Annotated in this window: 14 protein-coding genes; 5 read left to right on the top strand and 9 right to left on the bottom strand. The window is 70.1% G+C overall.

The features are described from left to right. Positions 1-262: 262 nt before the first annotated feature. Together E1294_RS35140 and E1294_RS35135 are read right to left on the bottom strand one after the other, a co-directional pair. The gene (locus E1294_RS35140; protein WP_132515281.1) at positions 263-2,119 is read right to left on the bottom strand and encodes an ABC-F family ATP-binding cassette domain-containing protein; all 1,857 of its coding nucleotides are present in this window, start codon (positions 2,117-2,119) and stop codon (positions 263-265) included. A 334-nt stretch (positions 2,120-2,453) separates the two neighbouring features. Continuing rightward, on the bottom strand, positions 2,454-3,356 hold the full coding sequence (locus E1294_RS35135; protein ID WP_132515280.1) for a 4-(cytidine 5'-diphospho)-2-C-methyl-D-erythritol kinase: 903 nt from the start codon (positions 3,354-3,356) through the stop codon (positions 2,454-2,456). A gap of 435 nt (positions 3,357-3,791) precedes the next feature. Between E1294_RS35135 and E1294_RS35130 the strand changes: the two genes are divergently transcribed. Beyond that, positions 3,792-4,532 (top strand): arginase family protein, encoded by a 741-nt coding sequence (locus E1294_RS35130; protein ID WP_220448101.1) that lies wholly within the window; start codon positions 3,792-3,794, stop codon positions 4,530-4,532. Positions 4,533-4,576: 44 nt separating this feature from the next. Here the strand turns inward: E1294_RS35130 and E1294_RS53205 are convergent, their stop codons facing one another. Further along, complete coding sequence (locus tag E1294_RS53205) at positions 4,577-5,092, bottom strand: NlpC/P60 family protein (protein WP_165977633.1); 516 nt, start codon at positions 5,090-5,092, stop codon at positions 4,577-4,579. 192 nt (positions 5,093-5,284) lie between these two features. Between E1294_RS53205 and E1294_RS53200 the strand changes: the two genes are divergently transcribed. Then, positions 5,285-5,599, top strand: coding sequence for a hypothetical protein (locus E1294_RS53200; protein WP_165977632.1), 315 nt, complete (start codon positions 5,285-5,287; stop codon positions 5,597-5,599). A gap of 118 nt (positions 5,600-5,717) precedes the next feature. Here E1294_RS53200 and rsmA read toward each other — a convergent pair whose 3' ends face one another. Then, complete coding sequence (rsmA, locus tag E1294_RS35120) at positions 5,718-6,569, bottom strand: 16S rRNA (adenine(1518)-N(6)/adenine(1519)-N(6))-dimethyltransferase RsmA (RefSeq protein ID WP_181958607.1); 852 nt, start codon at positions 6,567-6,569, stop codon at positions 5,718-5,720. A gap of 67 nt (positions 6,570-6,636) precedes the next feature. On the opposite strand from rsmA, the gene E1294_RS35115 reads away from it, so the two are divergent. Further along, positions 6,637-8,520 carry a serine/threonine protein kinase gene (locus tag E1294_RS35115; protein WP_246083509.1) on the top strand — a complete coding sequence of 628 codons (1,884 nt, stop codon included), beginning with the start codon at positions 6,637-6,639 and terminating at the stop codon, positions 8,518-8,520. Beyond that, positions 8,520-9,707, top strand: a complete 1,188-nt coding sequence (locus E1294_RS35110) for an FG-GAP repeat protein (protein ID WP_132515277.1) — start codon at positions 8,520-8,522, stop codon at positions 9,705-9,707. Before E1294_RS35115 ends, E1294_RS35110 begins: the two co-directional genes overlap by 1 nt. Here the strand turns inward: E1294_RS35110 and E1294_RS35105 are convergent. From E1294_RS35105 to E1294_RS35090, 4 genes are all read right to left on the bottom strand, one after another. Next, positions 9,704-10,612 (bottom strand): resuscitation-promoting factor, encoded by a 909-nt coding sequence (locus E1294_RS35105; RefSeq protein WP_132515276.1) that lies wholly within the window; start codon positions 10,610-10,612, stop codon positions 9,704-9,706. The genes E1294_RS35110 and E1294_RS35105 overlap by 4 nt on opposite strands. Positions 10,613-10,695: 83 nt before the next feature. Next, positions 10,696-11,571 carry a TatD family hydrolase gene (locus tag E1294_RS35100; RefSeq protein WP_132515275.1) on the bottom strand — a complete coding sequence of 292 codons (876 nt, stop codon included), beginning with the start codon at positions 11,569-11,571 and terminating at the stop codon, positions 10,696-10,698. A gap of 55 nt (positions 11,572-11,626) precedes the next feature. Next, positions 11,627-13,408 (bottom strand): methionine--tRNA ligase, encoded by a 1,782-nt coding sequence (gene metG / locus E1294_RS35095; protein ID WP_132515274.1) that lies wholly within the window; start codon positions 13,406-13,408, stop codon positions 11,627-11,629. A 295-nt stretch (positions 13,409-13,703) separates the two neighbouring features. Then, on the bottom strand, positions 13,704-14,924 hold the full coding sequence (locus tag E1294_RS35090; protein WP_181958606.1) for a glycosyltransferase family 2 protein: 1,221 nt from the start codon (positions 14,922-14,924) through the stop codon (positions 13,704-13,706). 99 nt (positions 14,925-15,023) lie between these two features. Here E1294_RS35090 and E1294_RS35085 point away from each other — a divergent pair, with 99 nt between their 5' ends. After that, on the top strand, positions 15,024-16,613 hold the full coding sequence (locus tag E1294_RS35085; RefSeq protein WP_246083508.1) for a hypothetical protein: 1,590 nt from the start codon (positions 15,024-15,026) through the stop codon (positions 16,611-16,613). Here E1294_RS35085 and E1294_RS35080 read toward each other — a convergent pair. Further along, positions 16,507-18,051, bottom strand: a complete 1,545-nt coding sequence (locus tag E1294_RS35080; protein ID WP_132515273.1) for a dolichyl-phosphate-mannose--protein mannosyltransferase — start codon at positions 18,049-18,051, stop codon at positions 16,507-16,509. The genes E1294_RS35085 and E1294_RS35080 overlap by 107 nt on opposite strands. Positions 18,052-18,097 lie beyond the last annotated feature (46 nt).

The raw sequence follows: 18,097 nt of genomic DNA, 5'->3' as shown, positions 1-18,097 counted from the left end.
CAGCTCCCCCTCCGTGGCAAGCCGAGTCGCCCACCCCACCCGCGCAGCTCCCTCCGTGGCGGGTCGCGTCATCCTCCCCGCCCCGGGTCGGCTCTCGCGCGCACTCTTGCTTCCCTTACGGCAAAGCCGAGTTGCCCGCCTCGCCGACGTCAGCGGCCCTCTGTCACGCGCCGGTCGTGAGGGCCAACGGCGCACTCGCCGTTACGAGCGCCCCTTCACCGTCCACTTCGCTGCGGCGGCACCAGAACGCCAGGCGGTGAGGTCAGTCGCCGAGGCGGTCGGCGGTCTCCAGCCACTCGGCTTCGATGGTGTCCTTCTGGGCGGTGATCTCGCGGAGCTCGGCGTCGAGGGTGCCCAGCCGCGCATAGTCGTTGGCCGCTTCGGCCATCGCGGCGTGCAGCCTGGTCTCCCGGTCGCTCAGCTTGTCGAGCTGGCGTTCGAGGCGGTTGAGCTCCTTGCGGAGCTCGCGCTCCTCCTTGGCCGAGAGCCCGCCCTGACCAGCAGGGGCCGGGTCTGCCGCCGACGGCGGGGAGCCGGCCGCACCGGCGGCGCCGAGGGCCGCGGTCGAGGTGGTGGTCGTGGTCGTCGTGGTGGCGCCGGCCATGCGGGCCGTCATGGCCGTGCCGGCGGCGCGGCGTTCGAGATATTCGTCGACCCCGCCGGGCAGCAGGGACAGCTTGCCGTCACCCAGCAGCGCGACGCAGCGATCGGTCACCCGCTCAAGGAAGTAGCGGTCGTGGCTCACCAGGATCAGCGTGCCGGGCCAGCCGTCCAGCAGGTCTTCGAGCTCGTTGAGCGTCTCGATGTCGAGATCGTTGGTGGGCTCGTCGAGCAGCAGCACGTTGGGGTCGTCCATGAGGAGCCGGAGCAGTTGCAGCCGTCGCCGCTCACCGCCCGAAAGAGAGCCGACGACCTTCCACTGCGCCTCGCCCTTGAACCCCAAACGTTCGAGCAGCTGGGACGCCGACCATTCCTTCTTGCCGACCTGGAGGTATTTGCGTATTTCCTCCACCGACTCCAGCACCCGCCGCTGCGGGTCGAGCTCGGCCAGCTCCTGCGACAGATGTGCCAGGCGTACCGTCTTGCCCCTGACCACCCGGCCCTCGTCGGGCTTGACCGTGTCGGCGAGCAACCGCAACACCGACGACTTGCCGGACCCGTTGACCCCGATCAGCCCGATCCGTTCTCCCGGGCCGAACTGCCACGTCAGGCGATCGAGCACCAGCGGCCCACTGCCCGGCCCGCCCGCGTGCAGGGTGACGTCGTCGAGGTCGTAGACCGTCTTGCCGAGGCGGGCCGCGGCGAACCGCATCAACTCCACGGTTTCCCGCGCCGGCGGCTCGTTCGCGATCAGTGCCTGGGCGGCCTCGATGCGGAACTTCGGCTTGGACGTACGGGCGGGCGGACCGCGCCGCAGCCACGCGATCTCCTTGCGCATGAGGTTCTGGCGGCGCTCTTCGGCGGCCTGGGCGATCCGCGCCCGCTCCGCCTTGGCCAGCACGTAAGCGGCATATCCACCTTCATACCGTTCGACCTGTCCGTCCACGACTTCCCACGTGCGAGTGGACACCGCGTCGAGGAACCACCGATCGTGCGTCACGACCACCAGCGCGCTCTTCCGGCTCGCCAGATGCCCGGCCAGCCAGGCGATCGCTTCGATGTCGAGGTGGTTGGTGGGCTCGTCGAGCATGATCAGGTCATGGTCGTCGATCAGCAACTGCGCAAGCGCCGTACGCCTGCGCTCGCCACCGGACAGATCGGCGGACCTGGCGTCCAGGTCGAGGTCGCCGATCAGGTTGGCCAGGATCTCGCGAACCCGCTGGTCGCCGGCCCACTCGTGCTCCGCCAGCCCGCCGAGCACGATCTCCTTCACGGTGGCGTCGGGGTCGAGCTCGTCCCGCTGTGACAGGAAGCCCACCCGGAGCCCGCGGTTGTGGGTGACCCGGCCGGTGTCCGGCCGCACTGCCCCGGCGACGACGGACAGCAAGGTCGTCTTACCGCCCCCGTTGCGCCCGACGACCCCGATGCGCTCCCCTGCTTCTATGCCCAGGGAGACGTCGCTGAGGAGTGGCTTGGGCCCGTAAGCATGTGAGACCGACTCAAGGTTGACCAGATTCATGGCAATCCCAGGGTATCGGCTCGCCGCAGGCCGGCCGACAACAAAGAACCATCCGCCACCCGGGCGGGCCGGCGCAGACAAGAGCGCGAGGTCACCGCACAGGGATGACGGCACTCAGACGCAGAACGACCCCAACGACCACCGTACGGAGACGACGGCGCTCAGACGGAGAGCGGTGAAAGCGGCCACCATACACAGACGACGACGGCGGCTGTCAGACGGAGGCAGTGGAAGCGGTCACCGTGCAGGGAACGGAAGGGCAGAAGCGGTCACCATAGAGAGACCGGAAGGTGGAAGCGGTTGCCGGGCGGGGAACGGTGGGCGGTGGCGCCGGTCAGAGGAGGGTGGCGCCGGCGACGGGGCCGTGGGCGGGGACGGCGGTGTCGGCGGCGCCTGTCGTGGTCAGGCCGCGGGCCAGATCGCGGGCGTGCAGGGCGTCGATGGCCAGGAACGCGCACGTCGGGCCGGAGCCGGAGACGATCGCGCCCAGCGCCCCGTGCTGACGGCCTGCATCGAGGGTCGGCGCGAGCTCCGGGCGGAGGCTGAGCGCGGCCTCCTGGAGGTCGTTGCTCAGGTGGGCGCCCAGAGCGTAGGCGTCGCCGGTGCCCAGAGCCTCCATCAGCGAGTCGTCGAGTTGGGGCCAGGACACCTCGACCGCCGAGGCCTCCCTGAGGCGGTCGCATTCCGCGTAGACGCTGGCTGTGGAGAGACCACCGTCCGCCAGCGCGAACACCCAGTGGAACATGCCCCCGGTGGGCAACTCGCTCAGCTGCTCGCCGCGGCCCGTGCCGACCGCCGTGCCCCCGAGCAGGGAGAACGGCACGTCGCTGCCGAGATCGGCGGCGATCTCCATGAGGTCTTCGAAGGGCAGCCCGAGCCCCCACAGCTCATTGCAGGCCACCAGCGCGCCCGCCGCGTCGGCACTGCCGCCCGCCATCCCGCCGGCGACTGGGATGTCCTTCTGGATGAGCAGGTCGGCGCCGTAGCCGCGGCCTGCGTGTTTGGCGAGCGCGCGGGCGGCCCTGATCGCCAGGTTGCCGTCGTCGACCGGCACCTGGCTGGACCACTTCCCCGACACCGACACGGTGATCGCCTCGGACTCCTTGGCCGTCACCTCATCGAAGATCGATACGGCGTGAAAGACGTTGACAAGGTCGTGGAAGCCGTCCTCCCTGAGCGGGCCGACAGAAAGTTGCACGTTGACCTTCGCAGGCACACGTACGGTCACCGAACTCATCGATCTTCTGCCACTTTCATCACTTGCCGGGGTCAAGGACACTCGATGTTATCGGGGCACGCCGCCCTGACATGCGGTTCTCGAAAGATGGCGCCGGGTGGCGACGGCCCTGCAACACGTAGAGTCAAGGTCATGGGCTTATGCCCCGATCTCAATCGGTTACAAATCGTGATGTCTTGCCCCCAGTCGCTCCACTGCGGTTCGGACGCTGAGAACGGCGCCGCCGATGCTTCCACGCCCGGCGAGGTCGCCGGATCTCGACGGCTCGTCCAGGTCGCGGGGTGGTCGAATCGGCAGGCGGTCGGGGCGGTGGCCGGGCGGGCATGGTGGTGAGTGAGGAGGGTGTGCGCGTTGGGTGACGTGACGGTGATCGAGGTGCCGCAGTGGCGGGGGTCGGGAGCTCCCACGGGGCAGCGGCTGCGGGAAGGCGCGCGGTTGCTCGCCGGCATGGTGGACGCCGATCATCGGGTGCCGGTGGACGCTGATGACGATCTCGTCGGCACCGCCGCCAGGGTGCGGGAGGCGGTCGGGCGGGTGCGTGATGGGCTGGTGGTCACCGCGGGCGGTGATTGCGGGGTCGAGTTGGAGCCTGTGGCGGCGGCGCGGAGGCGGTTTGGGGATCGGCTGGTCGTCGTCTGGTTCGACGCTCATGGGGACCTGAACACGCCTGAGTCGTCGCCTTCCGGGGCTTATCACGGGATGGTGCTGCGTGCGCTCACCGGAGAGGGCCCCGAAGGGTTGGTGCCGGAGGTGACGGTGCGGCCGGAGCGGATCGTGCTGGCCGGCGGGCGCGATCTCGACACCGCGGAGGCGGAATTCGTCAGAACCCGAGGGATCCGGCATGTCCGGGAGGCGGATGCCGCGGCCCTCGTGGACGCGGTCGCGGCCTGCCACGACACCCCGCTCGGCACGGCGGCCAGGTCTTCGCGTGGCACGGCGGCCGTCTATGTGCACATCGATTTTGACGTGCTCGATCCGCAGGTCTTCGCGAGCGTGGGCTCGCCGGCGCCTGGTGGACTGCATCCCGATCAGCTCCTTGTTCTGGTCGGCGCGCTAGCCGAACGGTATGAGGTGGCGGGCCTGGGGCTCATGGAATATGAGCCGTCCAGGGAGGAGGACCAGGAACTGCTCTGCGGCCTGGTCAAGGAGTTGGTCGAGGCCTGTTCTGGAAGGTGAGGGGCGAGCCCGGCCATGCCCGCCGGGGGCGGCTCGGACAGCGGTCAGCCCGGGCGTACGGCACCTCGGAACGCGGAGCGGAAGTAGGGCGAGCGGAGGAAGTCGACCTTGCGCACCACGTCGCCCGTCTTGGGGGCATGGATCATGACGCCGCCGCCGAGGAACAGGGCCACGTGGGTGGGGTCGCCCGTGCCACCGCCGAAGAACAGCAGGTCGCCTCGGCGGCGAGCGCTGAGCGGGATCCTGCGGCCCTGGCGGAACTGGGCGCCGGTGTAGTGGCTCAGCCGCACCCCGGCTCTGGACCAGGCGTAAAGGGTCAGGCCGCTGCAGTCGAAGCCGGTCGTGGCGGCTCCTCGCCCGACGCCGATGGTGGGGCCCTTCGCCGAGCCTCCGCCCCAGGAGAAGGAGACGCCCAACTGGCCGAGGGCCGCGGCGGCGGCCGTCTCGCCCCTGGTCGGGGTGCGTTTCAGCTGTGCCAGGGCCGGATCGGGGACGGCGACGAGCGTGGTGCACAGGCCGCCGCCGAGGGCGAGCCAGACGAGAGCGATGCGTCGGAGCATGTGAGCCTCCCGGGTTCGTACGTGAGTTCGGGAGGCCAGGATGATCCGGCGGAGCGAGGGGACGCGGAGCCGAGCGGCGTTCTGTGGATGAAGGGGGTGGCGGCAGAGGGGGCCTGTGGACAGGCCCTGCCCGCACAGGACGTGTCTATAGGGTGTCCCGCCATGAGCCCCCCAGGAACAAACATGCCTCCCATGCCCGTCATCACGGCCGTGACCGTGGTCGGTCTGATCTCTGCCTCGCTGATCGCCACCCGCACGTCGCTCGCGCTCTTCGGCCTGCTCGGCGCCGCCGTGGCGTGGGGACTGTGGCAGGGGTGGCGCGGCCCCAGACTGCTCGCGATCGTCTTCAGCGCCGTCGCAGTGTTCCAAGGCGCGCTCGTACTGGTCGGTCCCATCCAGGGCGGATCCGTCGCGGGCGAGTACACATCCCTGATCGCCGGGGTCGTCATCGCCCTGGTCCCGGCCGGTTGCGCGACCATCCTGCTGCTTCTCTTGCCGCGGCGATGACGAGCCTGGTTCGCTCGTCATCGCCGGCCGAAGCGCTGACAACCACGACCGGCGGGCGGCGGCGATCCCGGGCATGCCGGTGTCGGCACGATCACGCCGGCCGTGATGCGTGCCCCCGTCAGCCCTGGCGATCAGGGGCGGATTCGGCTATGCGGACGAACGCGTGGATGTCGAGTTGCTCACCGCGCGCCGAAGGGTCCACCCCGGCGGCTCTGAGCGCGGCCTCCGCCTCGGCCGGGCTGCCCGCCCACGAGGCCAGGGCCGCGCGCAGGGTCTTGCGGCGCTGCGCGAAGGCCGCGTCGATCACCGCGAACACCTGCTCTCTCGACGCCGTCGTGGCGGGCGGCTCGCGGCGGACCAGGGAGACGAGTCCGGAGTCGACGTTGGGCGCGGGCCAGAAGACCGACCGGCCGACCGGGCCCGCCCTGCGCACGTCCGCGTACCAGGCGGCCTTGACCGACGGAACTCCGTACACCTTGGAGCCGGGACCGGCGGCCAGGCGGTCGGCCACCTCCGACTGCACCATGACCAGGCCCTTGCGCAGCGACGGCAGCGCCTCCAGAAGGTGGAGCACCACCGGGACGGCCACGTTGTAGGGGAGGTTGGCCACCAGGGCCGTGGGGGCGAAGCCCAGCAGGTCGGTCTCGGAGATCTTCATGGCGTCGGCGTTGATCACGGTGAGCTGGTCGGAGGCGCCTCGGCCGGCGACCGTGAGGGGAAGCTGGTGGGCGAGCACCGGGTCGATCTCGACGGCCACCACGTGCGCGGCCGACGCCAGGAGCTCCAGGGTGAGCGAGCCGAGGCCGGGGCCCACTTCGATGACGACGTCATCGGACGACAGAGCGGCCACGCGTACGATGCGGCGGACGGTGCCCCCGTCGATCACGAAGTTCTGCCCTAGCTTCTTTGTGGGACGAAGATCTAGCTTGTTCGCCAAAATACGTATTTCCGCGGGGCCCAACAGCCTCATCATCCCATCAGTCTCTCGTATCGAAGAACCTGCGATGGTGTACGGGGAGACCAAAGGAGAGGATGGCGTGGAACAGGAAGGGACGTCCCTCATGGAGCCAACGGGCGCCGCGCCCCTACGCCCGACGGACCTGCGGGAGGTCGGGCCGTACCGCCTGCTCGGGCGGTTAGGCGAAGGGGGCATGGGGACCGTGTTCCTCGCACGGGCGCCGACGGGGCGGTTCGTGGCGCTCAAGGTCGTGAAGGCGGAGTTCGCCAACCAGCAGGGGTTCGCGGCCAGGTTCCACGCGGAGGTCGACAGCGCCCGGCGGGTGGCGTCGTTCTGTACGGCCCAGGTGCTGGACAACGGCAACACCGGGGACGGCAGGCCCTACATGGTGACCGAGTACATCGCGGGCACCCCCCTGTCCGACCAGATATCGAAGCACGGGTCCCTGGACCCGGGCCCGCTGCACGGCGTCGCGCTCGGGGTCGCGGCGGCGCTGGCGGCCATTCACGTGGCCGAGCTCGTGCACAGGGACCTCAAACCGGCGAACGTGATCCTCTCGCTGTCCGGGCCCCGGGTGATCGACTTCGGGATCGCCAGGGCGCTCGACCGGGAGAGCGGGTTCACGCTCTCCGGCGAGCTGCTGGGGAGCCCGGGCTGGTGGGCGCCCGAGCAGGTGCGCGGCGAGCCGGTCAGCCCGGCGGCCGACATCTTCGCCTGGGGCTGCCTGGTGGCGTACGCGGGCAACGGGCGGCACCCGTTCGGCCGGGGCGACCCCATCACGCTGGCCCACCGTGTCCTGAACACCCAGCCCGACCTGGGTACGCTGCCGGCGCCGCTGGACGACCTCGTCCGGCTGGCCACCTCGATGGACCCCACGCAGCGCCCGACGGCGCAGGATCTGCTGATCGCACTGGTAGGAGGGAACACGCCCGCGCCGTCGATCAACCCTCCCACGCTGGTGGCGAGCGAGATGCTGAACGACTGGCGGCCGCCGCAGGAGGACGATCCGGACGTCACGGCCACGTTCACGACGCCCCGGTCGGACGACGCCACCCGCCGGGAGACGGCGATGGGCAGCCCGGACAACCCTCCCGGCCCCGGCCGCCCGATGCCGGACTCGCCGCCGGGCGATCCGGGTCACGAGGGCTCCGGCGTTCCGCCCGGCAGGCCGCGGCCCGGTGCGGGAGACCCTCGTGAGAGCTCGGCCGGCGAGACGCAGGCGTCCGTCGAGGAACGAGCCCGGCACGAGGAACGGGCCGCCAGGGACGAGCTGGCCCGCTGGGACGCCCAGAAGCACCAGGACGGAGCCCCGCAGCCCGCCCAGCGCGGCGCGAAGCCCCAGGGACGGTGGCCGGAGCCGCCGACCGCGATCAGCACGGACACCCGGCCCGGCGAGCGGAGCATCCCCACGGACCGGCCTGGCGACGAGCCGGCCACGCTCGGCGACTCGAAGAAGCCCGGCATCCGCTGGCTCATCGCCGCCGCGGCCGCCGTGCTGGCCATCGTCGTGACGGCCGGCGTGCTGATCGTGACCTCCGACCGTACCGCCACCACTCCCGGCGACGCGGGCGCCGCATCCCCGGGGGCGCGCCCCAACGACGTGGGCCGCAGGTTCGTGCTGGGCCCGGACTTCGACGACCCCGTCGCCGTCGTCCCCTCCGCCCCGGAGTGCGGGCTGAGGACGTACGAGGGGACGACGGCGTCCAAGGGCCAGTTCTGCGTCATCCGCTGGACGATGATCAATCCGGGTGGCGAGCGGAAGCCGCTGGTCCAGCCGGTCGTCTCCATGGTCGACGACCGGGGCGCCGAGCACGATCCGGCCGCCGTCACCCTGCCCCCGGCCATCCTGCCCGGCGGGCGGGTGGACGGCGCGTTCGTGTTCGACCTGCCCAACTACCGCCAACCCGTGAAGGTGACGGCGACCATGCTGGAGAACGGCAAGCAGATCGAGGTCACGCTGTGATGATCCGATCGGCCCTCGTCACGCTCCTGCTCGCCGCGGTGACGCCGCTCGTGTCCGCCTCAGGGGCCGCGTGCGCGGGAGAGTCCGACTTCGACGGTGACGGCGTGGCCGACGTGGCGGTGGGCGACCCGTTCGGCGACGGGCAGAAGGGGTCGGTGCACGTGTTGTCGGGCGGCAAGGTCGCCCCCATCACGGTTCCCGGGCCGGCCAGGGGCGACGCGTTCGGCTGGTCGGTACGGCTGGCGAAGGTCGACGGTGACGCCTGCGCCGACCTCGTGATCGGAGCCCCGTACGCGGACGTCGACGGCGTCGAGGACGCCGGAGCCGCGTACGTCGTCTACGGCGCGGGCTCCTCGCCCTCACAGCGGCTGACGGCGGCCCGGCCGCAGCGGTTCGCGCACTTCGGCTGGTCGCTGGCCGCGCGTGGCGACCTGGTGGCGATCGGCGCACCGTACGAGGACGAGAACCGGCTGCTCGACGTGGGCGCCGTCTACGTGCGCAGGGGCACGGGCGAACTGCGCAGGATCAGCCAGGAGTCCGTGGACGTCCGGGGCAACAGCGAGGTGGGCGACCAGTTCGGCTGGTCGATGGCGTTCGGGCCGGGGAACGGGCTGATCGTCGGCGTCCCGTACGAGAACGACGACGGCCTGGGCCGCCAGGTCGAGGCGGGCAAGGTCGACTCGGGCTCGGTCGTCTTCATCGACGACGTCCTGGCGACCGAGCTGACGACGGTGAAGCTGGACTCGCCGGCCAACGCCTCGGGCGACAGGTACGGCTACGCGGTGGCCTACGCCGACGGCGCCGGGTACGCGGTGAGCTCGCCGGGGCCTGGAACCGTGCAGCTTCTCGACGAGAACAGGAAGCCGATGCGCACGGTGACGCAGGCGGGCGAGCAGGCGTTCGGCTTCTCGCTGGCCACGTCGGATGACGGCAGGCTGGCCATCGGCGCGCCCTACGGCGGCGGCGTCCGGGTGGTGTCGTGGCAGGACGCCTCCGATGAACGTGTCCTGCCGACCCGCGACGGGCTGTTCGGCTGGTCGGTGGCCTTCAGCGGCAACAAACTCTTCGTGGGGCAGCCGGACGCGCAGCCGTACGGGAGGGTGGCGGTGACGGGCCGCAACGCGGAGACGGCACGGCCGCTGCAGCCGCCCGAGGGCACCGACTTCGGGGTGTCGGTGGCCGGTTAGCGGAGCAGGCGGTCGCCGCAGGCCGGCCACTGGCTCTCCCAGTCGCCGCCCACCTGCTGGTAGAGGAGCTGGGCCCGGTAGGTCTGCTCCTCCGCGGGCCAGCTGCTCGGCAGCCCGATGCCGCCCACGGCCTCCCACATGTGCAGGCTGAACTGGTACATCCCGTAGTGGGGCCCGTCGGGGTTGTAGGCGAGCGGGTCGCCGCGGGCGACGCACTCGGCCAGGGCGGGCCAGTCGAGCCGCGTCACGGCGGGCTTGACTGGCTCGATGTGCTGCGGGGTGAGCGTGATGACCGTGCCGTCCTCGGGGAAGCCGCCCGGCGGCGGGGTCACCTGGTAGCCGCGGCCCGGCGCGATGCGCATCTGCTTGAGCACCTGCCGTACGGTCCTGGCGGTCGTCCGCGAGGTGAGCCGCCGGGAGCCCACGACGACGTGCACCTCGCGCCTGGTGTGGACGGTGAGCGACATCCCCGACAGCGGCACCGCCTGGCCCGGCGACGCGGAGAGCTCGCCCCGCGCCGCCTCGATGTCCAGCTCGGTCAGGGCGTCCGCGACGTTCGTGGCGGTGACGAGATGCGTGCTCGTGCGGCCGTCCACGGTCACCGTGATCGGGCGGGCGCGGCGCACCTCGATGACGGCGCCGTCGGCGACGTGTTCGCGCGCGGCCGGGTGTACGACGTCGCCGGCGCCCACCGAGATCCCGGCGTCGGTGAGCACCTCCTCCACGGTCCCCGCGATGCCGCGGACGGCTGCCTGCTCGCCGTCCACGACCACGATGACCTCTTTGACCAGCAGCGACGCCGCCACGAGCGTGCCGATCGCCACCGCGCCCGCCAGGCACACGACGGGCGTCCACGGGGAGCGCCACGGGATCGGCGGGCGCGGCGCGCGCCTCTTGCCTCGCACGGACCACCTCCGGTTACGGACGGGAAACGCCCGAACGCTAGTTGTGGTCGTGCCGCCGGATCCGCCGGTTCACCAAACGATGGTCACCACTCGCCGAAGACCGTGACTCCGTTGGCGCTGATCGCCTCGCACAACCGGTCCGGATGTGCGCCCTTGACCTCCGCCAGGCAGCGGAGGGTGAGCGGGATGAGGTAGGGGGCGTTGGGCTTGCCGCGGTGCGGGACGGGAGGCAGGTAGGGGGCGTCGGTCTCGACCAGCATGAGCTGCTCGGGCGCGACCTCGGCGGCCTCGCGCAGGTAGGCGGCGTTCTTGTACGTCACCGGGCCGGAGAACGACATGAAATATCCCGCTTCAGCGCACTTTTTCGCCATCTCGGCGTCGCCGGAGAAGCTGTGGAACACCACCTTCTCCGGCGCCCCCTCCTCGGCCAGCACCTTCAGCACGTCGTCGTGCGCCTCGCGGTCATGGATGACCAGCGCCTTGCCGGTGCGCTTGGCGATCTCGATGTGGGCACGGAAGCTCGCGTGCTGGTCGTCCCTGCTCGACCAGTCGCGGTAGTAGTCGAGCCCCGTCTCCCCCACCGCGCGCACCTCCGGCCGCCGGGCCAGCGCCTCGATCTCGGCCAGCACCTCGCGCGTGGCCTCGTGGGCCTCGTTGGGGTGGACGGCCACCCCGGCGTAGACGCCTTCCTGCTCGGCCGCCAGCTCCGCGTTCCACCGGGAGGAGGCCAGGTCGTAGCCGATCGTGACCAGCCGGGTCACGCCGACGGCCCTGGCGTCCTCCAGGATGCCGCGCACGCCGGCCGAAGCCGCCTGCGCGGCCCGCGCCACCGGATCGCCCGACGACGCCTGTCTGTCGCCCACCATGATGTCGAGGTGGCAGTGGCTGTCGAACACGGGCGAGGAAAGCGGCTCTGGCGCGGCGGGAAGCTTGGTCACACCATCCAACGTAGTCTCCATGCGCGTCGCCGGCCTCGGCAGCACCGGGCCCGGCACACGGACGAGCCCCGGCGCCTCAGTCGGCCAGGCGGGCCAGCTCCTCGTCGACGACCTTCGGGTCGAGCTTCTTGAACAGCGGCACCGGCGGCGCGAGCGGCGTGCCCGGCTTGATGGGCTGGTGCTCCCAGCGGGCCGCCCCGTCGTAGTCGCCGGTGATCACCGGGTAGGGGGCGCCGCCGTCCTCGTCGACCTCGTGGATCTCCGGCATGCCCGACCACACGCCCTCGCCGCCCAGCATGGCGTGGACCTTGTTGGACGAGCTGGGCAGGAACGGCGTGAGCATCGTCTTGGCGTCGTCGACCACCTGGAGCGCCACGTGCAGGATCGACTTCTGCCGCTCGGGGTCGCTCTTGAGCTTCCACGGCTCCTGCTCGGCCAGGTATTTGTTGGCCTCGCGGACCACGTCGAACGCCTCGGTGATCGCGTTCTTGAACCTCGACCTGCCGAGCTCCGCGCCGACCGGGCCGAACGTGTTGCGCGAACGCTCAAGCAGCGCCCGGTCGGCGTCGGTCAGGTCGCCGGCCTCGGGCACGGCCCCGAAGTTCTTCGCCGCCATCGAGATCGACCGGTTGACCAGGTTGCCCCAGGCCGCGACCAGCTCGCCGTTGTTGCGGTTGACGAACTCCTGCCAGGTGAAGTCGGTGTCCTGGTTTTCCGGGCCGGCCACCGCGATGTAATAGCGCAGGGCGTCGGCGTCGTAGCGCTCGAGGAAGTCGCGCACGTAGATGACGATCTGACGGGAGGAGGAGAACTTGCGGCCCTCCATCGTCAGGAACTCGCTGGAGACCACCTCGGACGGCGCGTCGAGCGCACCCAGCGACCCGGGCGTGCCACCGCGGTCACCCCGCCCGCTGTAGCCGAACAACATCGCCGGCCAGATCTCGGCGTGGAAGACGATGTTGTCCTTGCCCATGAAGTAGTAGCCGCGGGCGTCGGGATTCTGCCACCACTGGCGCCACGCGTCGGGGTCGCCGGAGCGCCTGGCCCACTCGATCGAGGCCGACAGGTAGCCGATGACGGCGTCGAACCACACGTAGAGCCGCTTGTTGGGCTGGTCGCGCCAGCCGTCGAGCGGGATCGGCACACCCCAGTCGAGGTCGCGGCTGATCGCCCGCGGCTGCAGGTCGCCGAGCAGGTTGAGCGCGAACTTCAGCACGTTGGGCCGCCACTCGCCCTGCTTGGACTGCAGGTAGGAGCCGAGCACCTCGGCGAAGGCGGGCAGGTCGAGCATGAAGTGCTCGGTCTCGGCGAACACCGGCGTCTCGCCGTTGATGCGGCTCACCGGGTTGATCAGCTGGATCGGGTCGAGCTGGTTGCCGCAGTTGTCGCACTGGTCACCGCGCGCGCCATCATAGCCGCAGATGGGGCAGGTGCCCTCGATGTAGCGGTCGGGCAGCGTGCGGCCCGTGGACGGCGAGATGGCGCCCATCGTGGTCTGGGGGAAGATGTAGCCGTTGTCATAGAGACCCTTGAAGATCTCCTGCGTGACGGCGTAGTGGTTTTTCGTCGTCGTCCTGGTGAACAGGTCGTAGGCGAGCCCGAGCCCGGTCAGGTCTTCGGCGATGACGCGGTTGTAGCGGTCGGCCAGCTCCTTGGCGCTGACGCCCTCCTTGTCGGCCTGCACCTGGATCGGTGTGCCGTGCTCGTCGGTGCCGGAGACCATCAGCACCTTGTTGCCCGCCATCCGCTGGTAGCGGCTGAAGATGTCGGACGGCACGCCGAAACCCGAGACGTGCCCGATGTGGCGAGGGCCGTTAGCGTACGGCCACGCGACGGCGGTCAAGATGTGCTGGGACATGTGCCTTAGCTTACGGGGTCTCTAAAGATCATTTGTTACGCGTTGCCGCAGCCAGCCACGCGCCGCACTCCGGCTGAGGGCCCTCCAGGAAACGGCCTCTGACCCTGCACCGCTGACCCACCGCAACACGAGCTCACCCTTGCCCGTGTTCCGTGGTCCACGCCTTGACCACGGAACGGGTTGAGAGGGCGCTCCGTAACGGCGGCGCGCCACTGACCGGTCAGAGGGCGTTTCCCTGGACAGGCGCGAGCCGGGGTCGGCGGCTGGCCCGGCCCCGGCAGCGCGTAAAAGATGCTTATCGTTCTGACTTCTCGAGGGAGATCGCCTCCGCGGCCTCCTCGGCCGCCTTAGCGGCCACGTCGATGGAGCTCTCGCGCGTGCGGCGGATGCCCAGGATGCTGATGAACAGCGAGGCGAAGATCGTCTGGAAGCTCATGACGAGCGCCGTCGCCGACGGCACGACGAGCCGCAGCGACTCGCGCGGGTTGAGCTCGCCGAAGCTGCGCACCTGCCAGTGCACCAGCGACATCACCAGCCCGACCAGGCCGGCCAGCGCCAGCAGGCCGCCCACCACGAGCCCCTTCTCCAGGGTCACGATGTCGATGATCCTGCGGATGCGCGGCGACTCCGGCAGGAAACCCTCCTCGGCCGCGTAGACCTTCGTGAACAGCGCGAACAGCGCGGCCTGGAAGCCGATCACCATCAGCGCGGACGTGCCGACCAGCGTGTCGACGTCGAAGGCCAGCTCGCCGATCTCGACGGGGCCGAACGTCAGCGCGGTGCTCGCGACCAGGCCGATGACCATCATCAGCACGCCGGGGTAGAAGAACAGCCACTTGGGGCTGTAGAGGAGCAGGAAACGCAGGTGGCGCCAGCCGTCGCGCCACGAGCGCAGGTGCGGCGGGCGTGAGCGGCCGTCGGGCGAGAGCGTCGTGGGCACCTCGCGAACGTCGAGGCCGGACAGCGTGGAGCGGACCACCATCTCCGAGGCGAACTCCATGCCGCCGGTCTGCAACTGCAGCCGCAGGATGGAATCGCGCCTGAAGCCGCGCAGCCCGCAGTGGAAGTCGCCGATCGCCGAGGGGAAGAACAGCCTGCCGATGAACGACAACACCGGGTTGCCGAGATAGCGGTGGAGCGGAGGCATGGCCCCCGGGGCGATGCCGCCCTTGAAGCGGTTGCCCATCACGAGGTCGGCGCCGTCGCGCAACTGCTCGACGAACGGCAGCAGTGAGGTGAAGTCGTAGGAGTCGTCAGCGTCGCCCATGATCACGAACTTGCCGCGCGCCGCCCGGATCCCGCCCATGAGGGCGTTGCCATAGCCCTTCTCATCGACGTGGACAACGCGGGCGCCGGCATCACGGGCCAGTTGTTGCGAGCCGTCCGTGCTGCCGTTGTCGGCGATCAGGACCTCGCCCTCGATGCCGTGCTCCGCCATGCACGCCAGTGCTTTGCGCACACAGACTTCCACGGTCTCCGCCTCGTTGAGGCAGGGCATGACCACCGTCAGTTCCACGTGTCTACCCTTCAGTTAAGGCTGTTCCAGTCAACCATCATGCCCTGTGCCCGAGTGTGGTCGGGTCAAGACCCACAAACGACTGGCATTCTTTACAGCATGGTGAGCGTCGCGGAGATTACCCCTGTGGACCACTCCGCTCCTGGCCCGGCAGCCCGTGCGCTGTCCATGTTGCGCCGGCATCGGGTGTTCGCCGCGGCCTTCGGCGTCGGCGCCGTGCTGCGGGTCATCACCATGCTCGGCTACGGCCCGGCCATGTGGTTCAACGACTCGTACGAGTACGTCTCGGTGGCCCTGCACCCGAGGCCCCACCCGATCAGGCCCGACGGTTACAGCTTCTGGCTGATGGTGCTCAAGCCGTTCCACAGTTTCACCCTGGTGGTCTTGACGCAGCACCTGATGGGCCTGGCCACGGCCTGCCTGATCTACGCGCTGCTGCGCATCAAGTTCAGGCTGCCGAAGTGGGGGGCGACGCTGGCCGCCGCGCCGGTGTTGTTCGACGCCTACCAGATCCAGCTGGAGCAGCTGGTGATGTCCGACACCATGTTCATGTTGCTCGTGGTCGGCGTCATCACGATGGTGTTGTGGAAGCGGCGGCTGACGTGGCAGGCGGGCACCGTCATCGGCCTGCTGCTCGCGCTGACGTGGCTGACCCGCTCGATCGGCCTGCCCATCCTGGCCCTGGTGGTGCTCTATCTCCTGGTCAAACGCACCGGCTGGCGGCCCATCACGGCCGTCATCACGGCCTGCGCGATCCCGGTGCTGGCCTACATGGGCTGGTTCGCCTCCGCGTACGGCAAGTTCGCCATGACCAACAGCGACGGCCTCATCCTGTACATGCGCACGGCCATCTTCGCCGACTGCAACAAGATGGACATCGACAAGTACACAGAGGTGCAGCTGCTGCTGTTGTGCATCAACGACCCGGTCAACCAGCGCAAAGACTACGCCCAGTGGTATCTGTGGGGGCAGGGCAACGGCGACGGCACCGGCACCGGCGAGGTGCTGCACCGCTGGGGCACCAACAAGAAGTTCAGCGAGATCACCAACGAGGCCGCCAGCAAGTTCGCCACGCGGGCGATCCTGTCGCAGCCCGGCGACTATCTGCAGGTGGTCGTGCGCGACTTCTTCCGTTCGTTCCACTGGGCCCGGCCGCGCTTCCCCGACGAGTCGACGTACAACATGTACCAGTTCAAGCCCTACTACGAGATCGACGAGAACGGCCAGCCCAAGCGGCTGCCGAGGTGGTCGTCGTATGCGGGCGGCCGCACCGACACCGACGCGTTCAGCTACGAGCAGGGCCCGCCCGAGACGAGGATCGTGCATCCGTGGGCCGACATCATGAGCGGCTACCAGAAGGTGTTCTACCTGCGCGGCATCGTGGTCGGGGGGATCCTGCTGATCGGCCTGTACGGCGTCGTGGTCCGGTGGCGCAAGTTCGGCGGCCCGGTCGTGCTGCCGTGGCTCGGCGCGTTCGGGCTGCTGTTGGCCCCTGCCGCGACGGCGGAGTTCGACTACCGCTACGTGCTTCCCGCCGTGCCGCTGGCCTGCATCGCGGCGGCGATCACGCTGCGCAGGGGCGTCACTTCGGTGCGGCGGTCACCCAAGAACGGAAGAGCATCCGGGCCCACCACTCTGCGTGTGCGATGGTCTCGGCGGTCAGCACCGGGTAAAGCCACCAGAAGTTGACCAGGGCGATGAGCGCGAACGCGCCCGCGGCCGCGGCCCCGAACGCCCTCCGTGCGGGCGTTGCCGCGGCCTTCCCCAGGACCAGCCCCGCCACCAGCACGAGCGCGAGCACCATGAACGGCACCACGGGGATCATGTAGAACAGGTACATCGTCCGGTTGTCGGCGATGGCGTAGTAGAACCACGGCAGCCAGCCGACCGCGTAGGCCAGCAGCACGGCGCCGGCCCGCCAGTCGCGCGTGTTGAAATACCACACGACGAGGGCGATCAGCGCGAGCGCTGCCCCATACCAGAGGGCGGGGGTGCCGGCAGCGATCACGGCCTGCGAGCACTTGTCGGCCCCGCACGCCGACGGCGGCAGGTCCCCGGCGTAGTGGAAGGTGACGGGCCTCAACAACACGGGCCACTGCCAGGGCTCCGACATGTACTGGTGGTAGGTGTCCAGCCCGCTGTGGAAGCCGAGCACCTCCAGCTGGTACTGCACCCACGACCGCGCCGAGTCGACCACGAAGAACGCCGGTCCCGACGAGGTGGCCTGGGCCCAGTTGCGCCCCCATCCGTCCGCGCTGACGAACCACCCGGCCCACGACGCCGCGAACGTCGCCGCGGAGCCGAGCACCATCGCCCCGAACCCGCCGGGCAGGTCGTACGCCAGCGCCCCATTGACCGGCCGGCGCGCCCCCAGCGCCCGCCTGGCCCCCACGTCCCACATGAGGCTCATGACGGCGAACGCGAGCAGGAAGAAGATGCCCGACCACTTGACCGCGCACGCGGCGCCGAGGCAGGCGCCCGCGGCGATCCGCCACCACCTGAGCCCGAGGCGCGGCCCCATGCCGGCGACGGGTGAGCTCTCGTACCAGCTGACCAGCCGTTCCCGCGCCTGGTCGCGGTCGGCCACCAGGCAGGCGAATCCGGCCAGCACCCAGAACATCAGGAAGATGTCGAGCAGCCCCGTGCGCGACAGCACCAGGTGCAGCCCGTCGAGCGCCAGCAGCAGCCCGCCCAGGCAGCCGAGCAGCGTCGATCGGGTCATCCGCCGCGCCACCCGGGCCAGGACCAGGATCGACAGGGTGCCGATCACCGCGGCGGCGAAGCGCCAGCCGAACGGGTTGAGCCCGAACAACCACTCGCCCACGCTGATCATCCACTTGCCCAGCGGCGGATGGGCCACGAACGACGCGCAGTCGGACGGCTGCGCGCACTGCTTGAAGATGTCCAGGTTGCCGGCGATGAGACGACGGTCGGCGATGGGGTTCTCGGAGTCGCCGAGCATGGTCCGCTCGACCCCGTGGGTCAGCAGCGAGTAGGCGTCCTTGATGTAGTACGTCTCGTCGAAGACGACGGACTTGGGATCGCCGAGCCTGACGAAGCGGAGGATGCCGCCGAAGATCGCCACCACGATCGGCCCCACCCACCCCAGCAGGACGCCGTCCTGCATCGGCGGGATCAGTCGACGCGGTGATGCCCCCCAATTTCTCACGATG

Origin of the sequence: Nonomuraea diastatica (genome assembly GCF_004349015.1) — a bacterium.
GTDB lineage: Bacteria > Actinomycetota > Actinomycetes > Streptosporangiales > Streptosporangiaceae > Nonomuraea > Nonomuraea diastatica.
Note: the sequence above shows the minus strand (reverse complement) of the source record. Positions and strands in the feature narration are given on the sequence as shown.

Excerpts from the sequence above, each read along its gene's own strand:
- E1294_RS35140 (WP_132515281.1), bottom strand. The coding sequence starts at position 2,119 with ATGAATCTGGTCAACCTTGAGTCGGTCTCACATGCTTACGGGCCCAAG.
- E1294_RS35135 (WP_132515280.1), bottom strand. The coding sequence starts at position 3,356 with ATGAGTTCGGTGACCGTACGTGTGCCTGCGAAGGTCAACGTGCAACTT.
- E1294_RS53205 (WP_165977633.1), bottom strand. The coding sequence starts at position 5,092 with ATGCTCCGACGCATCGCTCTCGTCTGGCTCGCCCTCGGCGGCGGCCTG.
- E1294_RS53200 (WP_165977632.1), top strand. The coding sequence starts at position 5,285 with ATGCCCGTCATCACGGCCGTGACCGTGGTCGGTCTGATCTCTGCCTCG.
- rsmA (WP_181958607.1), bottom strand. The coding sequence starts at position 6,569 with ATGAGGCTGTTGGGCCCCGCGGAAATACGTATTTTGGCGAACAAGCTA.
- E1294_RS35110 (WP_132515277.1), top strand. The coding sequence starts at position 8,520 with ATGATCCGATCGGCCCTCGTCACGCTCCTGCTCGCCGCGGTGACGCCG.
- E1294_RS35100 (WP_132515275.1), bottom strand. The coding sequence starts at position 11,571 with ATGGAGACTACGTTGGATGGTGTGACCAAGCTTCCCGCCGCGCCAGAG.
- metG (WP_132515274.1), bottom strand. The coding sequence starts at position 13,408 with ATGTCCCAGCACATCTTGACCGCCGTCGCGTGGCCGTACGCTAACGGC.
- E1294_RS35085 (WP_246083508.1), top strand. The coding sequence starts at position 15,024 with ATGGTGAGCGTCGCGGAGATTACCCCTGTGGACCACTCCGCTCCTGGC.
- E1294_RS35080 (WP_132515273.1), bottom strand. The coding sequence starts at position 18,051 with ATGCAGGACGGCGTCCTGCTGGGGTGGGTGGGGCCGATCGTGGTGGCG.